We start from the raw sequence: 21254 nt of genomic DNA, 5'->3' as shown, positions 1-21254 counted from the left end.
ACCTTTCGCAACGCAGTCGGAGACATGTCATGGACCTTGGCCTCAAGGATAAAGTCGTTCTGATCACCGGCGGTTCGAAGGGCATAGGCTATGCCTGCGCCGAGCTCTTCCTGCAGGAAGGCGCACGCGTCGCAATCTGTTCGCGCTCGCAGGCCAATATAGATGAGGCGCTTGCCGAGCTTCCCGGCGCCCGCGGCTACGCTGCCGACCTGATATCGGACGAGCAGGCGCTTTCAGTCGTGGACAAGGTCGAAGCGGACGTCGGCTCGATCGACATCCTCATCAACAGTGCCGGTGCCGCAGCACGCACGCCGGCCGACGATCTGACGCCGGCCATCTGGCGCGCCGCGATGGATGCGAAATACTTCTCCTACATCAATGTGATCGATCCCCTCATCAAACGCATGGGTGCACGCGGCTCCGGCGCGGTGATCAACATCATCGGCAATGGCGGCAAGATCGCCTCCCCCGTGCATCTCGCAGGCGGATCGGCCAATGCTGCTTTGATGCTCGCGAGCGTCGGGCTTGCCAATGCCTATGCCAGCCGCGGTGTGCGTGTTGTCGGTCTGAACCCCGGCATGACCGAGACGGATCGCGTTGCCGAAGGCTTGAAAGCGGCGGCAAAACTTGCCGGCTCGACAGAGAAGGAAGCTCTGGCCGACGCCCTGAAGCGCATCCCGATCGGCCGTATGGCCAGCCCCACCGACATCGCCAATGTCGTCGCTTTCCTGAGTTCGGACAAGGCAGCTTACGTCACCGGCGTCGTGATCAGTATGGACGGCGCACAGGTGCCGATCGTGGTCTGAACTCAAAATCGGCGGCTCTAAGCTGCCGATCTCCAATCGAGCCCGATGTCGAGCGTCGGCGCGCTATGCGTCACCCAGCCGACGGATATGAGATCGACGCCGGCTCCGGCTATCGCGCCGGCCGTCTCCGGCGTGATGCGGCCCGACGCTTCGGTGATCGCCCGCCCCGCGACGATAGCGACCGCCTCGCGCAATTGGGCAGGGGTCATATTGTCGAGCAATACGGCATCGACGCCTTCGCGCATCGCTTCGCGAAGCTGCTCCAGAGTATCCACCTCGACTTCGATCTTGACCATGTGCCCGACGCCCGCCTTGGCGCGGCGGATTGCTTCAGCAATGCCACCAGCAATGGCAACGTGATTGTCCTTGATCAGAACCGCGTCATAGAGCGCGAAGCGATGGTTCATGCCACCACCGGCTCGGACTGCATATTTTTCCAGGGCTCTGAGACCCGGCGTCGTCTTGCGCGTGCAGACGATCGAAGCTTTCGTACCTGCGATGGCCTCGACGATACCGCCGGTCACGGATGCGATGCCGGACAGGTGGCCAAGGAAGTTCAATGCCGTGCGCTCAGCCGTCAGCAGTCCACGTGAAGGTCCTTCGATCGTTGCGATCACATCACCAGGTTTGACTTTCGTCCCATCCGGCAAGTGACGGGTCATCACGATGCTGGGATCGACCAGTTGGAAAGCAAGCTCGGACGCATCGAGGCCGGCGACCACACCCGGTTGGCGCGTCACCATCGCCACACGGGACCGATGTGCGGCGGGGATAACCGCTGTGGTCGTGACGTCACCGGCTAAGCCGAGATCTTCCAACAGCGCATTGCGCACCAGTGGTTCGACGATGAGGTGCGGGAGGGGAGCGAGGGTCATGTCAGGCACTCCTTGCAAGGGAATTGAAAGTCATGGAGGATGCGGTATCGAGCGCATCCGGCAGGTTCATGCGGCGGCGCTGCGAATCCGGCAATTTCAAGGGAAAATCCGTGCGGGCATGTGCCCCGCGCGACTCCGTCCGCAAGCCGGCGAAGACGGCAATCAGCAGAGCAACGAGAGCAGGATCGGCTGCGGGGCCATCTCCATCGGCAAGCGGCAGCAGCGCTTCGATCGCACCTTGGATGGACCCGGCATTGCGCAGCACGCCGAGATGGCTGGAGACGATCGGCCGAACCAACGACGCGTCAGGCGCGGCAACATTCACCTGCTGTTGCGGCAGCTTGACCCGGTTCGCAACGATACCGGCGATGTCACGCCCCGCGCGCAGCCCCATGACCGCGGCCTCAAGGAGCGAGTTGCTGGCAAGCCGGTTGGCTCCATGCAGGCCCGTCGATGCGGCCTCGCCGATCACCCACAGGCCACTCACGGAACTGCGGCCTTGCTCATCCGTGGCGACACCCCCCATGTGATAGTGAACGGCCGGACGCACGGGAATGAGATTTCGCGATGGATCAACGCCAGCTTCACGGCAAAGTGCATCAATAACGGGAAACCGCCTGGTGAAACTGTCGCCGAGCGCCCGGCGGGCGTCGAGATAGACCCGGCCGCCGCGCGCGATCTCGGCGCTGATGGCGCGTGCAACGACATCGCGCGGCGCAAGCTCTGCCCCCTCGACGCCAGCCATGAAACGCTCGCTTCTTTCGTTCAGCAGCGTGGCGCCTTCGCCGCGAACGGCTTCGCTGACGAGCGCCAGCGGCCAACGGCGGCTGTCGAGTGCGGTTGGGTGAAATTGCACGAACTCCATGTCGGCCAGAAGAGCGCCTGCCCGGGCGGCCAATGCGATGCCCTGCCCGAAATTGCCGGTCGGATTGGTCGTCGCATCGTAGAGACCGCCGATGCCGCCCGTAGCGAGCACGACGCGAGAGGACGGCAAAATAACTGTGCCCCTCTCGGTTGCGCACAGCAGGCCCGCAATGCGGTCGCCGTCGAGCAGCAAGCGCCTTGCCTCATAACCTTCGAGGATCGTGATCGATGGTGTACGAGCGGCGGCATCCACGAGCGCGCGAACGATGGCCGCACCCGAGCCGTCTCCCTTGGCGTGCACGATGCGGCGCAGCGAGTGAGCCGCTTCGAGCCCCAAGGACAATGCGCCTTCGCTGTCGCGATCGAATGCAACGCCCGCCCGCTCGAGTGCAGTGATGGCAGCCGGTGCTTCAGCGAGGATTCTCGCCGCCACCTTGGCATCGCAGAGACCGTCGCCGGCGGCGAGCGTATCGGCCAGATGCAGTGCGGCACTATCATCCTTGCCGATGCTGGCGGCGATGCCGCCCTGCGCCCAGGCACTTGAGGTTTCCCCACCGAGTGCCGCACGTGTCACGATGACGGTCGGTTCCGGCGCGAGCGTCAAGGCCGCCATCAGCCCGGCAAGGCCGCTGCCAACGATGACGACGCGGTCTCTCAATCCTTCGAGAATCTCGCTCATATCGCCAACATCCTTTCCACGGCACGGCGTGCGTCGGCCGCAATTGCGGAGTCGACCGTCACCTCGTGCCGCCCTTCCTCCAAAGCCTTGCGGATATTGCCGAGCGTGATGCGCTTCATATGCGGGCAGAGATTGCATGGACGGACGAATTCCACATCCGGGTGATGGACGGCGACGTTGTCGCTCATCGAGCATTCGGTCAGAAGCACGACGCGGGACGGACGCTTCTTGCCGACATAGTCGGACATGACGGCCGTCGAGCCTGCGAAGTCTGCCGCCTCGACGACATCGGGCGGGCATTCCGGATGCGCAAGGACTGTTACACCGGGATAGTTCTCGCGAAGCTGGCGAATATCATCCGCGGTAAAGAGCTCATGAACCTCGCAGTGCCCGTGCCAGGCAATGAGTTCGACATTGGTTTCGCGCGCGACGTTGCGCGCCAGATACTCGTCCGGAAGCATCAGCACCTTCGGCACGCCGAGCGATTCCACCACTTGCTTGGCATTGCCCGAGGTGCAGCAGATATCGGATGCTGCCTTCACCGCCGCCGACGTGTTGACATAGGTGACGACCGGAACGCCCGGATGGGCCTGCCGCAGCAGAGCAATATCCTCCGGCGTGATCGATTCCGCCAGCGAACATCCAGCCTCCAGATCCGGGATTAGAACCGTCTTGGTGGGGTTCAGCAGCTTGGCGGTCTCTGCCATGAAATGCACGCCGGCAAGGACGATGACGTCCGCATCGACCCCCACAGCCTTGCGGGCCAGCGCCAGACTGTCGCCGACGATATCGGCAACGCCATGGAAGATTTCCGGCGTCTGGTAGTTGTGCGCGAGAATGACGGCGTTGTGTCGCCGCTTCAGTTCGAGGATCGCCTCGACATCATCCTGGAATGTCAGCCATTCGGCCTTGGGAATGACGCGGCTGACGCGCTCGTAAATAGAGGATGCGGATATGGGAAGATTCATGGCCGGCTCCTAATTATGCTCATATTGAGTATATTATGCGCAAATAGATATTCTCAATGTGAGTACATGTCAATTGCGGGAGAGCGGCAATTTCGTTCCGGCGAGTTCGCGTTCCTCAAGGACGGCGCGGCGAAAGCGGAAGAGCTTTGCCGGACGACCACCGGTCTCGCTCTCGGTGCCGCCGCTTTCCTCCACCAAGTCCTGCTGCTCGATCAATCTGCGGAAATTCTGCTTGTGCAGGGTCAGGCCGGCCAGCGCCTCCACTGCCTTCTGCAATTGCAGAAGCGTGAAGGTCTCGGGCATGAGCTCGAAGACAACTGGTCGATATTTGATCTTGGCTCTCAGTCGCGCCATTCCGGTGGCCAGAATGCGGCGGTGATCCGCAAACATGGGGCGACCGAATGCGTGCGATTGATCGCAGCGCGCTTCGGCCACGAGACCTGCCTCATAGAGCAGCTCATAACGCTGCAGGACAAGATCTTCGTTCCAGGGGGCGCCGTTCAGCCCGAAATCGAAATCGGCGCGACGTTTGCGCCCATAGGCCTTGGCTACATCGTCTGCCACCCACGACTCAAGCCGGGCGGCGATGTCGTCAAGGATCGCCGGCCGGCCCTTGCGGTGATCTTCCCAGGGGAGATATTCGTACCAGCCGTGCCAACCCGGCAAGCCAGCACCAGGTGCCGCCTGTTCGCGCACGAGACCGAGATAGCTGATCGAAATCGTCCGGCCGCCGAGGATCTCGTTATTCCGATCGCGGTCGGCGAAAGTGTAGAGTTGTTCGAGATAACCGACCGGATGAGCCGTCTGCTCCCTGATCCATTCGCGCAGCCCGCTCTGCAGCGTTCGATGTCCAAGCTCGAACGGACCTGACGGCAAGGCCTCGCCCGACCGAACCGTCATCACCCTGGGATCATTCCCCGTGACAGCCGTCAAAACCGCGATCAGTTCGGCATGCGCAAGCCCGATGGTCAAGCAAACTCCCTCGTCATGTCAATCCCATGCTTTCTCGCATGAAGCGGCGCGCAAGCCAATGCATGCGGCGGCTCAGTCCACATCTCCCGGCAATTTTAAGGGGTAGCTTGGGCCTATCGGCTCACATAGTCCGGATGCTGCTCGCAAATCAGATCGACGATCGACAAGGTGCCGGACAGATGTTTGCGCATGGCGGCAACCGCCGCGTCCGGATCGCCCAAGCGAACGGCATCGACGATGCCCTCATGATCGCCAATGATTTGCTGCAACTTGCCCGGCATCGGCAGGTTCAGCATACGGAGCCGATCAAGATGCACGCCTTGACGCCGAACGGTCAACCACAGGCCCAGAATATCGGCTCTCTCGTAAAGCACCCGATGAAAATCCTTATCGAGAGTGTCGAAGAGATCGTAGGTCTCCGGCGACATGACGCGCTTCTGCCGGGTCAGAACCGTCTCCAGAGCCTCGGCGGTCTCGGCGGGCGATTCCAGCGTCAGCCGGCGCACCGCCTCAAGCTCTATCGACAGCCGCAGGAAGTGGGCCTCGGTCGCATTGCTTACATCGATGCGCGAAACAACGGTCGCATATTGCGGATAGACCTCGACCAGCCCCTCCTCCTCCAGGCGGATCAAGGCGTCGCGCACCGGCGTCTGGCTGACGTTGAACTCGCTCTGCAGCGAAATGCGCGACAGCACCGTCGTCGGAGGCAAGGCCATGGAAAGAATACGCGAACGCAGGATTTCCAGGATCTGCGGCGCCACCTGGCGGGAGCGATCCAGCGCGAATTCTTTCGGGTTAAGTTTCACCGGCAGCCTTTCTGACTGAGAACGTCGATCCATTAAGCACAGCTTCGGACTTGATGCACTGATACATTAGTGCTTTAGTCCGTTTCTGCCAACGTCCTTTCTTGCAGTTGGCGCAATCGGGAGGATTGAGCGAACAGGCGTCGCAGCCAGCAATCGGAAATCATCCAATGATGCGACACTTGCGCCACTCGGTTCTGCCCATCGTCACGAACAAGGCTCGAACACAATGAACAGCAGGAAGAAGCCCTCGGAACTGCGCAGCGCCAGATGGTTCGCCCCGGACGATCTCAGAAGCTCCGGGCATCGCTCGCGCACCATGCAGATGGGCTATGCCCCCGAGGAATGGATCGACAAGCCTGTTATCGCCATCCTCAACACCTGGTCAGACGCCAATCCCTGTCATGCCCATTTCAAGCATCGCGTCGAGGATGTGAAACGCGGCATCCTGCAAGCCGGCGGTTTTCCGCTGGAGCTACCCGCGCTTTCCCTTTCGGAAAGCTATGTGAAGCCGACCACCATGCTCTATCGCAACATGCTGGCGATGGAAGCGGAAGAGCTTCTGCGCTCGCACCCCGTCGACGGTGCGGTGCTGATGGGCGGTTGCGACAAGACCACACCCGGTCTTGTCATGGGCGCGCTCTCGATGGGCCTGCCGATGATCTATCTGCCGGCCGGCCCGATGCTGCGCGGCAATTATCGCGGCGAATATCTGGGATCCGGCTCGGACGCCTGGAAATTCTGGGACGAACGCCGCGCCGGCACCATCTCGGAGAAGGAATGGGTCGATGTCGAGGCCGGCATCGCCCGATCCTACGGCCACTGCATGACCATGGGTACGGCAAGCACGATGACGGCAATCGCCGAGGCATTGGGCCTGACCTTGCCCGGCGCCAGCTCTATCCCCGCCCCCGACGCCAATCATATCCGCATGTCCTCGGCCGTCGGTCGGCGCATCGTCGAGATGGTGTGGGAGGATCTTGTTCCCGCGAAGATCGTCACGGAAGCTGCCGTCAACAATGCCGTCGCCGTTGCGATGGCAACGGGCTGTTCCACCAATGCCGTCGTGCATCTGATCGCGATGGCGCGGCGTGCCGGCATCGACCTTTCGCTCGATGATCTCGATCAGGCCGGACGCACGACGCCGGTGCTCGCCAATATCAGGCCGACCGGCAAAGCCTACCTGATGGAGGATTTCTATTATGCCGGCGGCCTGCGGGCACTGATGGCGAAGCTTGCATCCAAGCTCGATCTCACCACGCTGACCGTATCCGGCGTCACCCTTGGGGAAACGCTGGAAGGTGCCAAATGCTACAATGACGACGTCATCCGCTCGCTCGACAATCCGGTCTATCACGAAGGGTCGCTGGCGGTGCTGAAGGGAAATCTTGCCCCAACGGGCGCCGTCATCAAGCCCGCCGCCTGCGACCCGCGCTTCCATAAGCATCAGGGACCGGCGCTCGTCTTCGACACCTACGCAGAGATGAAGGCGGCGGTCGACGATGAAACTCTCGACATCACGCCCGACCACGTCATGGTGCTGCGCGGCGCCGGCCCGCAAGGTGGTCCCGGCATGCCGGAATGGGGCATGCTGCCGATCCCGAAGGCGCTCCTCAAGCAGGGCCACAGGGACATGCTTCGTCTCTCCGACGCCCGCATGAGCGGCACAAGCTACGGCGCCTGTATCCTGCATGTTTCGCCGGAATCCCATGTCGGCGGCCCGTTGGCGCTGTTGCGCAACGGCGACATCGTCCGTCTCGATCTCGAGGCGCGACGCATCGACATGCTGGTCGATGAAGACGAGTTGCAGCGGCGGCGCGACGCCTGGGTCAAGCCCGCGGAGAAATTCGGCCGTGGCTATGGCTGGATGTTTTCGCGCCATGTCGCGCAGGCCGATACCGGCTGCGATTTCGACTTCCTGGAATCAAGCTTCGGCCCGTCGCCGGGCGAACCCGACATCTATTGATCTCAAGAGGATAAACCGCATGAGCAATTACGTGCTGAGCCATGAGACGCGCGACAAGCTGATGGGCGTCGCGACACCCACGATCGCGACCGCGCTTTTCAGGCGGGGCTTGCGCAACCAATTCATTCAGGATGTGCGCCCGCTCTCGCCGAAGAAGGCGAATATGGTCGGCCAGGCTTTTACGCTGCGCTATATTCCGGCCCGCGAAGATCTGAATACGCTCGAAGTCTTCCGCAACCCGGAGCATCCGCAACGCGCTGCCGTCGAGCAATGCCCTCCCGGCTTTGTGCTGGTGATGGATAGCCGCAAGGATGCCCGAGCTGCCTCGGCCGGTTCCATTCTTGTCTCGCGGCTGCAAGTGCGTGGCGCAGCCGGCGTCGTCACCGACGGCGGCTTCCGCGACAGCCCCGAAATCGCCGCCCTCGACATTCCTTCCTATCATCACCGCCCGTCTGCTCCGACGAACCTGACGCTGCATCAGGCCATCGAAATCAACGGTCCGATCGGCTGCGGCGATGTGGCGGTTTTCCCCGGCGACGTTCTCGTCGGCGACAATGAGGGCGTCATCGTCATCCCGGCACATCTTGCCGACGAGATTGCCAATGAGACGGTGGAGATGACGGCCTACGAAGACTTCGTCACCGAAGAGGTGATGAATGGCGCAACCATCATCGGCCTCTATCCGGCAACGAGCGACGCGCCAAAACTAAAATTCGCCGAATGGCGGAAGAAGAACGGCCGCTAGTCCGACCAGGCGAATGCAGCCAGCCATGGCTGGCTGCGCTCCGCAGGACTACTCTTCCTGCACCAGCTTCAGGACGAGTTGCTGGAGATTGCCGCCATCGCTAAATTCGACTTTGTCGAAATCACTGTTGCGACGCCGCTCCTTATTCGAAATCTCGCCGAGCCGTTTCGTCAGTTCCACACGGATCTTGGTGCATTTCGGATCATTCGGCACGGCAAAGCCGACGCTCATGGCCTCGATTTCCTTGACCATGTCCTTGATGTAACCACCATGCACGCGCTCATGCGCCTCAACGCCGGCGATGAATTTCTGCCAGCTTCTACGCGTGGACGGCGGCAGTTGCGCAGACGGCTTCGGCAAGGTGTAGGTGATGATCAGTTTCGGTATGTTGACGGTGATCTTGCAAGCGCCATCCGGCTGAGGCCCGTATTTCCGCGTCCAGGTCAGCTTGAAATCGGTATGGGCAATCGCCCTGACCTTCGGTCCGAGCAAGGGGCCACGTTCGCCGATGGAGTCGTAAAGCTCGCGGCCGGATGTTCCAGAGATCGCATAGGTCTTGATTGTTTCCACGGCCTGCCAGTCGGCATGGGCAGCCACCGGTAAGGAGACGATGGTTATTGCTGCTGCAAGTGATCGAATGCCTGCTTTCACGAACTTCCCCTGCACATCCTATTGACGCGCGGCAAAGCTAACCATTGACCCCAACCATTTCAATGAGCATTGAATTCAGAAGGCCGAGCCCGACTGCAATAGCTCTTCGGCGTCCTCCCGCTCCATGTCGAAAACCCGTTTGCCGATGGCGAAGCTGAAACCGTTGCGCGCAAAGGCGGACAGTTCTTTCGATTTGCGCTTTTCATCGAGATCGCCGCGCCGGAAAGGCCCGAAGCCGCGCTTCCTGGCAAAAATGATGGCGGAATGGAGATCATCGACCTCCCCGACTGCCGCGACGACCGTCTCGCCATCAATGCCCTTGGAGGCAAGCTTGAAGGCGATGGCCTTCTTCGATTTACCGGAGCGAACCGCCGAGCGCGTGCTGATTTCGGCGAAGGCGACATCGTCGAGCACCTTCAGTTCATAGGCGAATTTGACGGCAAAATCGGCGAGTGCCTTGACCTGCGTCTCGCTGATATCCTCGAATTTCTGCTTTGACTTCTTGGCGATCGCGTCGAACAGCTGCTTCTCCGTCATCATCCGACGTTCGAGGCGGTAGATCGTGGAGTTGCGTGCCCAGGAAAGCATGCGGCTGGTCGGCGTTTCATCCATGGGAATTGGCATTCGGCAAGAGAGGAATCAGTCTGGCAAAACTAGCCGACCCGTTCTGCTTGGGCAACGAAAGCCACCCCCAGCTGAAGCGGCCTTACGACAAACAGTCGGAGCGCTTCGCATTTCCGTGAAAGGCGAAGCACTCTAAGCACTACCCCCGATCAGACAAGCGGCGGGTTCAGCCGGGCAAATCCCTCCTGCCGCCGATAGGGGAAATAAGGATAGGGTGCGGCGACCGCGCTCACCTTATCGAGCTTCTCGATCTGCTGCGCAGAGAGCGTCCAACCGATCGCGCCGAGATTCTCCCGCAATTGCGGCTCATTGCGAGCGCCGATGATCACGCTCGTAACGGTCGGTCTGTTCAGCAGCCAATTCATGGAAATCTGCGGCACGCTCTTGCCCGTTTCTGCCGAAATCTCATCCAGTGCATCAACGATATCGAAGAGCTTCTCGTCATCGACCGGTGGTCCAAACGAGGCGGTCTCATGCAGGCGGCTGGTCTCCGGCAATGGCTGACCTCGACGGATCTTGCCCGTCAATCTGCCCCATGCAAGGGGGCTCCAGACCAGCGCTCCGACCTTCTGATCCGCACCGAGCGGCATCAGCTCCCATTCGTAGTCGCGGCCCGCCAGCGAGTAATAGACCTGATGGGCGACGGGGCGGACATAGGAATGCCTTTCCGAAACGGCGATCGATTTCATCAGTTCCCAGCCGGCAAAATTCGAAGCACCGACGTAGCGGACCTTCCCCGCCTTCACGAGACCATCGAGTGCGGAAAACGTCTCCTCCAGGGGCGTTGAGGCGTCAAAGGCATGCAACTGCAGCAGGTCGATATAGTCGGTGCCGAGGCGACGCAAAGCGGCCTCGACCGATCTGATCAACCGGGAGCGCGAAGCACCCCAATCTGCCGGCCCATCACCCATGGGCAAGCCCAGCTTGGTCGAAATCGTCACCGCGTCTCGCATGCCACGCACCGCCTGACCGAGAATTTCCTCGGAGGCACCGGCCGAATAGACATCTGCGGTATCGAAGAGCGTGATGCCCGCCTCGAGGCATATATCGACGAGACGCCGTGCCTCGTTCGCATCCGTGGATCCCCACGCGCTGAACAACGGCCCGCTACCGCCGAACGTGCCGGCCCCAAAGCTCAATGTCGATACTTTCAGGCCGGAGGCACCAAGTGTTCTGTATTCCATCGTCCAACTCCTTTGCTATTACGAATAGATAGACGCGTTATGCATGCTGATATAGATTGCCCGAAAGAAACAGATCTGTGATTTGAATTCATCATGAGCCGTCAAGATATCAATCGCTCCGGTGAAATGGAGGTCTTCGTCCGCGCCGTGGAACTGGGTGGTTTCACTGCCGCCGCAACGGCGTGCGGGATGACGCCCTCGGCGGTCAGCAAACTTGTTACCCGGCTGGAAAAACGACTAGGCGCCCGACTGATCAATCGCTCCACCAGACGGCTGCAGCTGACGCCGGAAGGCTGCGGATTCTACGAACGCAGCATCACGATCCTTGCGGATATGGCGGAAGCGGAACGCCATGCTTCGGCCGGCGAGCAGGTCGCGGGATACATCCGCATCAATACAAGCGGCTCCTTTGGCAATCACGTGCTGGCTCCGCTCGTTCCGATCTTCATGGGACTCTATCCAAAGGTCTCACTCGAGATCGTTCACACGGATCGGATCGTGGATTTGATGGAGGAGCGTGCGGATGTCGCCATTCGCACGGGACCTTTGAAGAGTTCGAGCCTCATTGCGCGCAAGCTTGGCGCGACACGCAATATGATTGTTGCATCACCGGACTATCTGCGCCAGCACGGCATTCCGAACTCACCGGCCGAAGCCGAGAGGCACAGTCGTATCGGCTTTTCCTACTCCCGGGCGCAGGAGGGCTGGCCCGTAAAATTCGGTGACCGGCTGGTGACGCTACCAGTAACGCGCGGATTGCAGGTGAGTGACGGTGAAGCCATGCGCCATTTGGCGCTCGCCGGCGCCGGTATTGCGCGTCTTGCTGCCTTCGCCGTAAAAGCCGACCTCGAGGCCAGGCGCCTGGTTCCTGTCCTCGAGGAACTCAACCCCGGCGATATCGAGGAATTCTACGCCGTTTACATCGGCCAGGGCGGTCCGCTGCCGGCACGTGTGCGCGCGCTGCTCGAATTCCTCAGCGAAAACGTCAGGCTATGAAAGTGATGCGGCCTGCATGGCCGCATCACTCAGTGTTCCCGCGCGCTCAGCCGGCAGGTTGGCGGGTCTTGCGCAGATAAGGCAGGACCGTATCGAACGATCCGAAACGCGTGATCGCATCCTCGTTGGAAACGGCTGCGGTGATGATGACATCCTCGCCCTGCTGCCAGTTGGCCGGTGTTGCCACCTGATGCTTGGCCGTAAGCTGGATCGAGTCGATTGCACGGAGAATTTCACCGAAGTTGCGGCCCGTGGTCATCGGATAGGTAAGGATCAGCTTGATCTTCTTATCCGGGCCGATGACGAAGACGGAGCGAACCGTGGCATTGTCCGCCGGCGTACGCCCTTCCGAGCTTTCACCGGCGCCGGCCGGCAGCATGTCATAGAGTTTGGCGACCTTGAGATCCTTGTCGCCGATCAGCGGATATTCGACGTCGAAACCGGTCGCAGTCTTGATGTCGCTCTTCCACCTGCTGTGGCTTTCGACCGGATCGACGGAAATGCCGATCACCTTGACGCCACGCTTGGCGAACTCCTGCTCCAGGCCCGCCATAGCACCGAGTTCCGTCGTACAGACGGGTGTGAAATTCTTCGGATGGGAAAACAGAACGGCCCAACCGTTGCCGATCCAGTCGTGGAACTGAAGTTCACCCTGTGTGGTGTCGGCGGTGAAATCGGGAGCGATATCGTTGATACGCAAACTCATTACCTTACCTCCAAAATGGCAGCCTTGCCGCATGCCCTGGACAGCGACAAAAGGCCATGGTCAAGAAATGCTAGCCGCACAATGGCGCTGAATGGCTCCCATGAAAAGCCCTTTCAAACCGAGGCAGCAATCGCCGTTGAGATTCCCTGCGGTCTGCGATGTCTCGCGCGGGTCTTCAGCGTCTCAAGGAAGCCATAACCGCTCGGCCACCGCCCAAATCCGCTTGCAACGTTGATATGTCCGGCAAGCCCGATATTGCGAACTTCGGAATTCCACAGCCGCCCGAACATTGTGAGACGATCGAGCGACATATAGACGTCGTTCAAACTGCCGATGGTGATACTGGGAAATGGCAACGCCTCCGTCGGCATCGTCCCGAACGAAAGTCGGCCGGCATGCAGCCTCTCCGTCGCCGGAATGTCGCAGGGCGCAACGAGAAGTGCGCCTTTGACCCTTCGCGCCGCCGGGCGCCCCGCCAGCCTCGCGGCCAGCAGGCAACCGAGACTATGTGCAACGAGATAGGCTTCGCCTGCCTCTTCAAGCGCAACCTCCAACCCGTCCATCCAGCTGCCGAGATTGGGGAAATCCCAATCGCTCTGCTCCACGAGACGGACGTCAGAATGATCCTGAAGCCAATAATGTTGCCAGTGTCCTTCGCCCGATCCGAACAAACCCGGCACGATGAGAATTCTGCTCATGATATCCTCGCAGCCGATTTCAGCGAGCCCCGCAAGACGAAGCCAGCGCTTATTCGCTCAGTACCAAGGTGCAGGCGTTGCGCACCAATAATAGAGTTCGTAGTCGCGGGCCGAAGGCTCCCGGTCAAAGTTCGCCGCAGGTGCCGCATACACTGCGGCAAAGTCGTCCTGCCTTTTATCCAACGGACGCAAGCCGAAGAACGTCTTCAGGCGACTGATGATGCCAATTGTCATGCAACCCTCCATCCTGTTGAATTCAAAGCTGGATACTCGTGTCTGGCGCACCCGCTTTGCAGCGTTACTCCGCAGCCGCCAAGACTCTTACCGGATGCGGAAAGAAGGCGGCCAGTTCACCGACAACCTCACTGATCCGCGCCGCCAGAGGCTCGGAGGAAACCTTGTAGTCGGTGAAATCGCGGTCCGAGGCATAAACCGCGGTCGGCAGCGTATGGGCCATGAAGAAGCCGAAGAGCGGCCGCAGCTGGTGTTCCACCATCAATGCATGCCGATCGCCGCCGCCGGTCGCGGTGATAATGATAGGCTTGGCGCGCAGCTCATGCGGATCGATGAGATCGATCAGATGTTTGAAAAGCCCCGGATAGGATCCTTTGAACGTCGGAGAACCAATGATCAGCGCGTCAGATGAAACGATATCGTCGATCACGCTCTTCGCCTGATCATCAAGATCCTTACGCCATTGGGCCGATCCGAGGGAGGGACCGACATCGTGCAGATCGTAAACCTTGCTCGTGAAGCCGTAGCGATCACCTGCCAGATCAGCGACGGTCTGAACAAGCGTGTAGGTCTTAGATGGCCGGTTGAAGCTGCCGGCAATGCCGACCAGTTTAGGCGCACTCATTATCATCCCTTTCCGAACGTCGGACACGTTTTCGATCATGCGAATATTGTCCACAAATTTGATAGATTAAAAGAAACAGCCATCTCTCCCTTCGCCGGAAAGGGGAAATCTGTTTCCCGCATGGCGACCTTGCCTCGCCTTCGGGTCTTTGCTGTGCAGCGCCTTGGCGCCATCGTGGCCGCAGACCGGGTACAGTCATTTCCTGTGGGAAAACCTAAAACTTCATGCCGCCAACACATGACCGGGATGGGCATGTGGCAGTAATCCCGGGCGTCCCCGACGACGACAGTCGATCCGGGTTGGCCTTGGCGTGCCCTGATGAGGCCGCAGGGTATCGCAAGCGCGAAGAGACATGAACGGCGGATTTGCCGTGGAACCCTTCGACAACAGCAACATCAGGACCTGGGGGTCTGAAATGAAAAAGCATATCGCTGCCGCCATCTTCGCTGCAGCACTCTATACCTTTGCCGGCGCAGCTCATGCCGATTGCGGTTCGGTTTCGATCGCCGAAATGAACTGGGCGTCGGCCGGGGTCGCGGCCAATGTCGACAAGATCATCCTCCAGGAAGGGTATGGCTGCTCGGTGGAGCTCGTCACTGGCGATACGCTGCCGACCTTCACGTCCATGAACGAAAAGAGCCAGCCCGACGTCGCGCCGGAGCTTTGGATCAACGCCGTTCGCACGCCGCTCGACCAGGCCGTTTCCGAGGGCAGACTGGTCATTGCCGCCGGCATTTTGTCCGAAGGCGGCCAGGACGGCTGGTGGATTCCGAAATTCCTGGCCGATGCCCATCCGGAGATCAAGACCGTTCAGCAGGCGCTGGAGCATCCGGAGTTTTTCCCCTCGCCGAACGACCCGAAGAAGGGCGTCATCTACAACTGCCCGCCCGGTTGGCAATGCCAGGCCTCGCTCGGCAATCTGTTCCGTGCGCTCGATGGCGAGAAGAAGGGATTTGAAATCGTCGAGACGGGTTCCGCCGCTGCCCTCGATGGCACGATCGCCAATGCCTTCGAAAGGAAAAACGGCTGGCTCGGTTACTATTGGTCGCCAACGGCTATCCTCGGCAAATATCCGATGGTGCGACTTTCCTTCGGCGTTCCCCATGACAAGACCGAGTGGGACGCCTGCACCTCGGTGATCGATTGCGCCAACCCGAAGGTCAACTCCTATCCCGTCTCCGAAGTCTTTACCGTCGTCACCAAGAAATTTGCCGACAAGGCCGGCGTTGCGATGGATTATCTCAAGACGCGGAAGTGGACCAATGATGTGGTGAACAGCGTCCTTGCCTGGCAGACCGACAATCAGGGTACCAATGAGGATACTGCGAAATATTTCCTGAAAACCCACGAGGACATCTGGACGACCTGGGTTAGTCCGGAGGTCGCCAAGAAAGTTAAGGCGTCTCTCTAATTGCAGACCTTGGTGGCGCAACGAAAGTTGCGCCACCAATCAGGTTGTCCTGACGGTGTCAGGGTCGACCGACGTTTTCTGCACCAAGGTGAAAAAACTTGTCGCAGGGGGTGGGCAAAAAAACAAAGCACGCTATCTGATGCAGATGAGTGGGGAGACATATTCAGTCGATCGGGAGGCAATTCGGCACATGGAAGAGACATCTCATGCGTAATTCCGTCTTGAATGCTCTTGGACAACCGCTTTACTACAGCGACACATCGACTGGTTTCTTTTCCGCCACCGGCTCAGGCCCAGTGCTCAATGGTACCGCAGGCAACGACTCGATGTGGGGCGACGCCTCCGTCAATGTGACGATGGCCGGCGGCACCGGCGATGACATCTATTATCTCTATTCCAGCCTCAACCACGCCTATGAGGCGCCAGCATCCGGCATCGATACCATCATCACCTGGATGGATTACACGCTGCCCGACAATTTCGAAAACCTCACGGTCACGGGCAACAACCGCCACGCTTACGGTAACGCTGCCGACAATATCATCACCGGTGGCAGCGGCAGCCAGACAATCGATGGTGGCCCTGGCAACGACGTGCTCACCGGCGGCGGCGGCGCGGATACATTCATTATCACCAAGGGCAACGGCAGCGATCTGATCACCGACTTCAGCGATGATGATAAGGTCAGGTTCAACCAGTATGGCCTGACCTCATTCAATCAAGTCATCAGCCATTCGACCCAGGAGGGGGCCAATGTGCGGCTCGATCTCGGCAACGGCGAAAGCTTGGTTTTTGCCAACAAGACTGTCGCTGATCTGCACGAAGACCAGTTTCAGCTGGGGCTCGACCGGTCGTCGCTGACACAGACCTTTTCCGACGACTTCAATACGCTTTCGTTGCATCAGGGCACGCAGGGCACATGGGATGCGAAATATTCCTGGGCTCCCGAAAAAGGCAGCAGCCTGAACAATGAGCTGCAATGGTACATCAATCCGTCCTATGCGCCGACAGCATCCGCAAACCCATTCTCAATCTCCGACGGCATTTTGACGATCACGGCCAAGCAAACACCGGATGCGCTGAAGTCGATCGTCGAAAATCATGATTATACGTCGGGCATCCTGACCACCCATTCCTCGTTCTCCCAGACCTACGGCTATTTCGAAATGCGGGCGGAAATGCCGCATAACCAGGGCGTTTGGCCTGCCTTTTGGCTATTGCCGGAAGATGGCTCCTGGCCGCCGGAGCTCGACGTTGTGGAGATGCGGGGGCAAAATCCCAACACGGTCAACGTCACGGTTCATTCGAACGCCACCGGCCAGCACACGATGAATTCGATCCCGGTCGAAGTGCCGAGCACGGATGGCTTTCACAATTACGGCGTGCTGTGGGACAAGGACCAGATCGTCTGGTATTTCGACGATGTTGCAGTCGCCCACGCCGCAACGCCTGCCGACATGCATGGCCCAATGTATATGCTGGTTGATCTTGCCGTCGGCGGTGTGGCGGGAACCCCGACCGACGGGCTGCCAAACGGATCCGAGATGAAGATCGACTACATCAAGGCCTATTCTCTGGACGATCATGCGGCCCAGCTTGCCGCCTCGGCCCAAACCGCCCACACAACGGATTGGCACATCTGACGATTTCGCGCTTGGAGCGGGCTCGTCAGCTGGCCGACGCGGCAATGAAAGCGGCCAATTGAGCAGCAAAGGCGCGCCGGTAAGCCGGTCGCGCTTCGCCCCGGGCGACGTAAGCGGAGAGGTTTGGATACTCGTCCAATAGACCCGCGCTCTTCAATCTGAGCAGTACCGACACCATCAAAAGGTCACCGGCGCTAAATTGACCGTCGAGCCAATCGGCTTCCCCGAGGCGTTTAGACAGCTCGCCCAGTCGCTGGCGAATGCGCTCATCGACGATCGGCAGGCGTTGCTCGCACCAGCTCTCGTTGCGCTCCACCAGCCTGGCGACGGTGCGCTCCGCGATTGGCGGCTCCATCGTGGAGACCGCGGCAAACATCCACATAATCGCACCTGCTCGGGCATTTGCATCGATTGGGAGGAGACCAGGATGGCGATCAGCGATGTAAAGGACGATTGCCCCTGACTCAAACAAGGCAAGATCGTCCTCCTCATAGGTCGGAATCTGTCCGAAGGGCTGAAGCGCGCGATGCGCAGGTTCTTTCATCGCCTGGAAGGAGACGAGGCGGACCTTATAAGGCTGCCTAACCTCCTCAAGCGCCCAGCGCAAGCGCATGTCGCGTGCAAGGCCTCTGCCACCGTCCGGCGAGCGTTCGAAAGCGGTAATCGTGATCGTCATAGCGGTCTCCATGGCTTGTTCGCCTTAAAGACGCTCGGCAACACGACAATCCGACATCATCGGAACAATCGGCCCCGGTTCTAATCCTCCTTGAAGGCGCGCCTGATCTGATCGGCCATCGGTTTGGTCAGATAGGCCAGAACGGTTCGTTCACCTGTCTGCATGAAGGCTTCCACCGGCATGCCCGGCAATGGCGTCAGCGGCCCCAACCGCCCCCACTCGTCCTTCGATACCCTCGCCCTTACGATATAGTAGCTCTGGCCCGAATGCTGATCGGTCACAAGGTCTGCGGAGACGGTCTCGACACGCCCATTCAGCTCCGGTGTGATCCGTTGATTGAAGGCAGGAAATCGCAGTGAGACCGGCTGGCCGACGGTGATCTGATCGATGTCCTGTGGCGCAAGTTTCAGCTCCGCCACCAACGCATCCTTGTCCGGAACGATCTGCATGACGGTTTCAGCCGGTGAGATCACCGCGCCTTGAGCGTGGACACCCAACTGATCCACGATACCGGCCTGTGGTGAGCGGATGTCGATCCGCTTGAGATCATCCTCGGCCGCGACCATGCGCTCGGCAAATTGTCCCAAGTCGCTTTGCGCCTGGCGCAGTTGTTCGGACACTTGCGAACTGCGATCGGCATCGACCTGCAGGATCTGCAATTCCGTCTCAGCGATCTTGCCGCGGGTCTGGGCAATCGAGGAAACGAGATTGCCCAGATCGCCAGTCAATGAGGCGCTCTCCCGCTGCAAGGAGTAAACCTTTGTTGCCGAGATGATCCCTTGATTGAGCAGTCCCTCGAGGCTGCCGAGCTCTTTGGCAATCAGCGCAATTTCACGGCGCTTGCCCTGCTCCTGCGCGATAAGGCCCGTAATCTCCTGGCGCAGCTGTTGAACTCGCTCGCGCAGCTGCGCCTTCTGCCCCTGGCTCGACGCCAGACGATCGCCAAAGAGCTGCTGCTCGCCGGTCAGCATGGCCCGAACGTCCTCATTGCCAGTAGCGGAAAGCAGATCGACGGGAAATGTGATATCGCTCTTGCCGTCGCGTTCGGCGACCAGACGCGCCGTGCGTGCCGAGAGTTCATTGAGGCGCTTGCGGATGATGGCGAGACTTGCCCTGGTCTGCGTGTCGTCGAGCCGCACCAATACCTGGCCCGCATCGACATGGTCGCCGTTGCGAACGAAAATCACACTCGCGATGCCGCCCTTCAGATGCTTCACCGGCTTGACGTAACTGTCGACGACCAGGCTGCCTGAGGCGATCACTGCGCCCGAAATCCTGGTTGCGGCGGCAAGGCCTCCCATGACGCCAAACAACAGCACGATCGCGACCACCACAGACAGAGACAGGCGGCGGATGGCTCGATCGGTTGATGGCAATGGCCCGTCATCGCTCATCGCGACTCTCCGCCGGAAATGGAAAGCGGTGCCGGCATGGCATGCTTGGGCGGCAATCCGAGAACCTCCGTCTTCGGCCCGAATGTCTGCACTTGGCCGCCGGCAACGATCATCACCGTGTCTGCAGCGGCAAGCGCACTCGGTCTGTGCGCAATGACAATGGCAATTCCACCGCGCTCCCGTACCCCCGACAGCGCCGCGGTGAGGCATGCTTCGCCTTCAGTATCGAGATTTGAATTGGGCTCGTCGAGCACCACGAGGAACGGGTCGCCGTAGAGAGCGCGCGCCAAGGCGATGCGCTGCCTTTGGCCGGCGGAAAGCCGTGATCCCGCCTCCCCAACCATCGTGTCGAACCCATCCGGAAGCTTGACGATCATGTCGTAGACGCCGGCAGCCCTCGCCGCCCTTATGACCGGCTCCGCCGTCACGTCCTTGGCAAATCGCGAGATATTGGCGGCGATCGAGCCTTCGAGCAGGCCAACATCCTGCGGCAGGTAACCGATATGCCGCCCAAGTTCGTTTACATCCCATTGCGAGAGCGCAGCCTTGTCGAACCTGACGGTGCCGATTGCTGCCGGCCAAAGGCCTGTCAGTGCCCGTGCAAGCGTCGATTTTCCCGACGCGCTTGGACCGATGACGCCGAGCACCGTCCCGGCAGTTAGCTTGAACGAGACATTCCGCAAAATCAGTTCTCGGGCACCGGGAGCGGTCACACTGATATTTTCGACGGCAAGCTCGCTGACTGGAGGGGGAAGAGAGAGGATATGGCTTTCGACGGGTGCTGCTCCGAGAAGAGCTGCAAGCCGCGCCCAGCCCTGGCGTGCGGCAATGAGACCCTTCCATTGGCCGATCGCGACCTCAACCGGCGCCAGTGCCCGGCTTACCAGAATCGAGCTCGCTATGATGATTCCACCAGTTGCTTCCTGGCGAATGACGAGAATGGCCCCGACCGCGAGCACGGCGGATTGAAGCATCATGCGGGCCATTTTTGCAGCGATTGTCAGCGCACCGACGACGGTGCCTGCCGCAACTTGATAACGCAGATAATCCTCATTCATGGCCGCCCATCTTTCGGTGAGCCTTCCGGCAAATCCCATGGAAATCGCAGCCTCCCAGTTTCTCCGGGCGGCCTGCGCAAAACCGAGACGTGCCGACGACGACTTCGCCGCCTCAAGCGCCGGCCGCCGCGACAGCGTTTCCGCAAGCAAGGTGATAGCAACGAGAAGAACCGCTCCACATAAAGCGGTCACGCCGATCCAGACATGGAACAGAAAGCATAGGAGGAGATAAAAAGGCACCCAGGGCAGATCGAAAAAAGCGGCAGAGCCGTTGCCTGAGAGAAAGGAACGAATTTGTTCGAGATCGCGCACGGACTGCAGGCCATCGTCTGAAGTCTGCTTTCGCGTCGGCAGAAAAAGGAGTGAACGGAAAACACTTCTGTTCAATTGTTCGTCGAGCGACATACCGATCCGCGCCAGCAGCATGGAGCGCAGCAATTCGAGCGTCCCCTGGAAAAGGAATAGGGTTGCGACGATTACCACCAGGCCGAGAAGCGTCGGCAAGCTGCGACTTGGAATGACCCTATCATAGACCTGCAGCATGAAGAGCGAACCGGTCAGCGCCAGCACGTTGATGGATGCGCTTGCAAGCGCAATACTCAAGAACGCCTTGCGTAACGATCCAAGCATCAACATGACGAAGGTCTGCGGCGGTTCTTTCGGGACGGCAAGCACC

Annotated in this window: 21 protein-coding genes; 6 read left to right on the top strand and 15 right to left on the bottom strand. The window is 60.0% G+C overall.

The window, feature by feature from the left end; translation table 11 throughout:
- The first annotated feature begins 29 nt into the window (after positions 1-29).
- Positions 30-806, top strand: coding sequence for an SDR family oxidoreductase (locus GGD46_RS22835; protein ID WP_184708243.1), 777 nt, complete (start codon positions 30-32; stop codon positions 804-806).
- Between the two features lie 17 nt (positions 807-823).
- Here GGD46_RS22835 and nadC read toward each other — a convergent pair whose 3' ends face one another.
- The 5 genes from nadC to GGD46_RS22810 form a co-directional block, all read right to left on the bottom strand.
- Positions 824-1681, bottom strand: a complete 858-nt coding sequence (nadC, locus tag GGD46_RS22830; protein ID WP_184708241.1) for a carboxylating nicotinate-nucleotide diphosphorylase — start codon at positions 1679-1681, stop codon at positions 824-826.
- Position 1682: 1 nt separating this feature from the next.
- Entirely contained in the window at positions 1683-3224 is a 1542-nt protein-coding gene (locus GGD46_RS22825; protein ID WP_184708239.1) for an L-aspartate oxidase, read from the bottom strand.
- Positions 3221-4192, bottom strand: coding sequence for a quinolinate synthase NadA (gene nadA / locus GGD46_RS22820; protein ID WP_184708237.1), 972 nt, complete (start codon positions 4190-4192; stop codon positions 3221-3223). Before nadA ends, GGD46_RS22825 begins: the two co-directional genes overlap by 4 nt.
- Positions 4193-4261: 69 nt before the next feature.
- Positions 4262-5164 carry an NUDIX hydrolase gene (locus GGD46_RS22815; RefSeq protein WP_184708235.1) on the bottom strand — a complete coding sequence of 301 codons (903 nt, stop codon included), beginning with the start codon at positions 5162-5164 and terminating at the stop codon, positions 4262-4264.
- 113 nt (positions 5165-5277) lie between these two features.
- Positions 5278-5970: a GntR family transcriptional regulator gene (locus GGD46_RS22810; protein ID WP_184708233.1), complete on the bottom strand. Its 693-nt coding sequence runs from the start codon at positions 5968-5970 to the stop codon at positions 5278-5280.
- Positions 5971-6196: 226 nt separating this feature from the next.
- Between GGD46_RS22810 and araD the strand changes: the two genes are divergently transcribed.
- On the top strand, positions 6197-7933 hold the full coding sequence (gene araD / locus GGD46_RS22805) for an L-arabinonate dehydratase (RefSeq protein WP_184708231.1): 1737 nt from the start codon (positions 6197-6199) through the stop codon (positions 7931-7933).
- A 19-nt stretch (positions 7934-7952) separates the two neighbouring features.
- Entirely contained in the window at positions 7953-8678 is a 726-nt protein-coding gene (locus GGD46_RS22800) for a ribonuclease activity regulator RraA (protein ID WP_184708229.1), read from the top strand.
- 48 nt (positions 8679-8726) lie between these two features.
- Here the strand turns inward: GGD46_RS22800 and GGD46_RS22795 are convergent, their stop codons facing one another.
- From GGD46_RS22795 to GGD46_RS22785, 3 genes are all read right to left on the bottom strand, one after another.
- Positions 8727-9329 (bottom strand): DUF922 domain-containing Zn-dependent protease, encoded by a 603-nt coding sequence (locus GGD46_RS22795; protein ID WP_184708226.1) that lies wholly within the window; start codon positions 9327-9329, stop codon positions 8727-8729.
- A 75-nt stretch (positions 9330-9404) separates the two neighbouring features.
- The gene (recX, locus tag GGD46_RS22790) at positions 9405-9941 is read right to left on the bottom strand and encodes a recombination regulator RecX (RefSeq protein ID WP_184708224.1); all 537 of its coding nucleotides are present in this window, start codon (positions 9939-9941) and stop codon (positions 9405-9407) included.
- 161 nt (positions 9942-10102) lie between these two features.
- A complete protein-coding gene (locus GGD46_RS22785; protein ID WP_184708222.1) occupies positions 10103-11137 on the bottom strand; it encodes an aldo/keto reductase in 1035 nt (344 codons plus the stop codon).
- A 93-nt stretch (positions 11138-11230) separates the two neighbouring features.
- Between GGD46_RS22785 and GGD46_RS22780 the strand changes: the two genes are divergently transcribed.
- On the top strand, positions 11231-12133 hold the full coding sequence (locus tag GGD46_RS22780) for a LysR family transcriptional regulator (protein WP_184708219.1): 903 nt from the start codon (positions 11231-11233) through the stop codon (positions 12131-12133).
- Between the two features lie 46 nt (positions 12134-12179).
- Here GGD46_RS22780 and GGD46_RS22775 read toward each other — a convergent pair whose 3' ends face one another.
- The 4 genes from GGD46_RS22775 to msuE form a co-directional block, all read right to left on the bottom strand.
- Positions 12180-12839 (bottom strand): peroxiredoxin, encoded by a 660-nt coding sequence (locus tag GGD46_RS22775; protein WP_184708217.1) that lies wholly within the window; start codon positions 12837-12839, stop codon positions 12180-12182.
- A 113-nt stretch (positions 12840-12952) separates the two neighbouring features.
- The gene (locus GGD46_RS22770; RefSeq protein WP_184708215.1) at positions 12953-13537 is read right to left on the bottom strand and encodes an RBBP9/YdeN family alpha/beta hydrolase; all 585 of its coding nucleotides are present in this window, start codon (positions 13535-13537) and stop codon (positions 12953-12955) included.
- A 57-nt stretch (positions 13538-13594) separates the two neighbouring features.
- Complete coding sequence (locus GGD46_RS22765) at positions 13595-13771, bottom strand: hypothetical protein (protein WP_184708213.1); 177 nt, start codon at positions 13769-13771, stop codon at positions 13595-13597.
- Between the two features lie 64 nt (positions 13772-13835).
- Positions 13836-14396, bottom strand: a complete 561-nt coding sequence (msuE, locus tag GGD46_RS22760) for an FMN reductase (RefSeq protein WP_184708211.1) — start codon at positions 14394-14396, stop codon at positions 13836-13838.
- A 415-nt stretch (positions 14397-14811) separates the two neighbouring features.
- On the opposite strand from msuE, the gene GGD46_RS22755 reads away from it, so the two are divergent.
- Together GGD46_RS22755 and GGD46_RS22750 are read left to right on the top strand one after the other, a co-directional pair.
- Positions 14812-15807: an ABC transporter substrate-binding protein gene (locus GGD46_RS22755; RefSeq protein WP_184708209.1), complete on the top strand. Its 996-nt coding sequence runs from the start codon at positions 14812-14814 to the stop codon at positions 15805-15807.
- A gap of 206 nt (positions 15808-16013) precedes the next feature.
- The gene (locus tag GGD46_RS22750) at positions 16014-17450 is read left to right on the top strand and encodes a family 16 glycosylhydrolase (RefSeq protein ID WP_184708207.1); all 1437 of its coding nucleotides are present in this window, start codon (positions 16014-16016) and stop codon (positions 17448-17450) included.
- A gap of 25 nt (positions 17451-17475) precedes the next feature.
- Here the strand turns inward: GGD46_RS22750 and GGD46_RS22745 are convergent, their stop codons facing one another.
- The 3 genes from GGD46_RS22745 to GGD46_RS22735 form a co-directional block, all read right to left on the bottom strand.
- Complete coding sequence (locus GGD46_RS22745) at positions 17476-18126, bottom strand: glutathione S-transferase family protein (protein ID WP_184708205.1); 651 nt, start codon at positions 18124-18126, stop codon at positions 17476-17478.
- Positions 18127-18206: 80 nt separating this feature from the next.
- Complete coding sequence (locus GGD46_RS22740; protein WP_184708203.1) at positions 18207-19520, bottom strand: HlyD family type I secretion periplasmic adaptor subunit; 1314 nt, start codon at positions 19518-19520, stop codon at positions 18207-18209.
- A complete protein-coding gene (locus tag GGD46_RS22735) occupies positions 19517-21253 on the bottom strand; it encodes a type I secretion system permease/ATPase (RefSeq protein WP_184708201.1) in 1737 nt (578 codons plus the stop codon). The genes GGD46_RS22740 and GGD46_RS22735 overlap by 4 nt, the downstream gene beginning before the upstream one ends.
- Between the last annotated feature and the right edge of the window lies 1 nt (position 21254).

Origin of the sequence: Martinezella lusitana (genome assembly GCF_014207095.1) — a bacterium.
In the GTDB taxonomy this organism is placed as follows: Bacteria; Pseudomonadota; Alphaproteobacteria; order Rhizobiales; family Rhizobiaceae; genus Rhizobium; species Rhizobium lusitanum_B.
The sequence above is the reverse complement of the archived record's forward strand: the minus strand, read 5'-3'. Positions and strand labels throughout refer to the sequence as shown.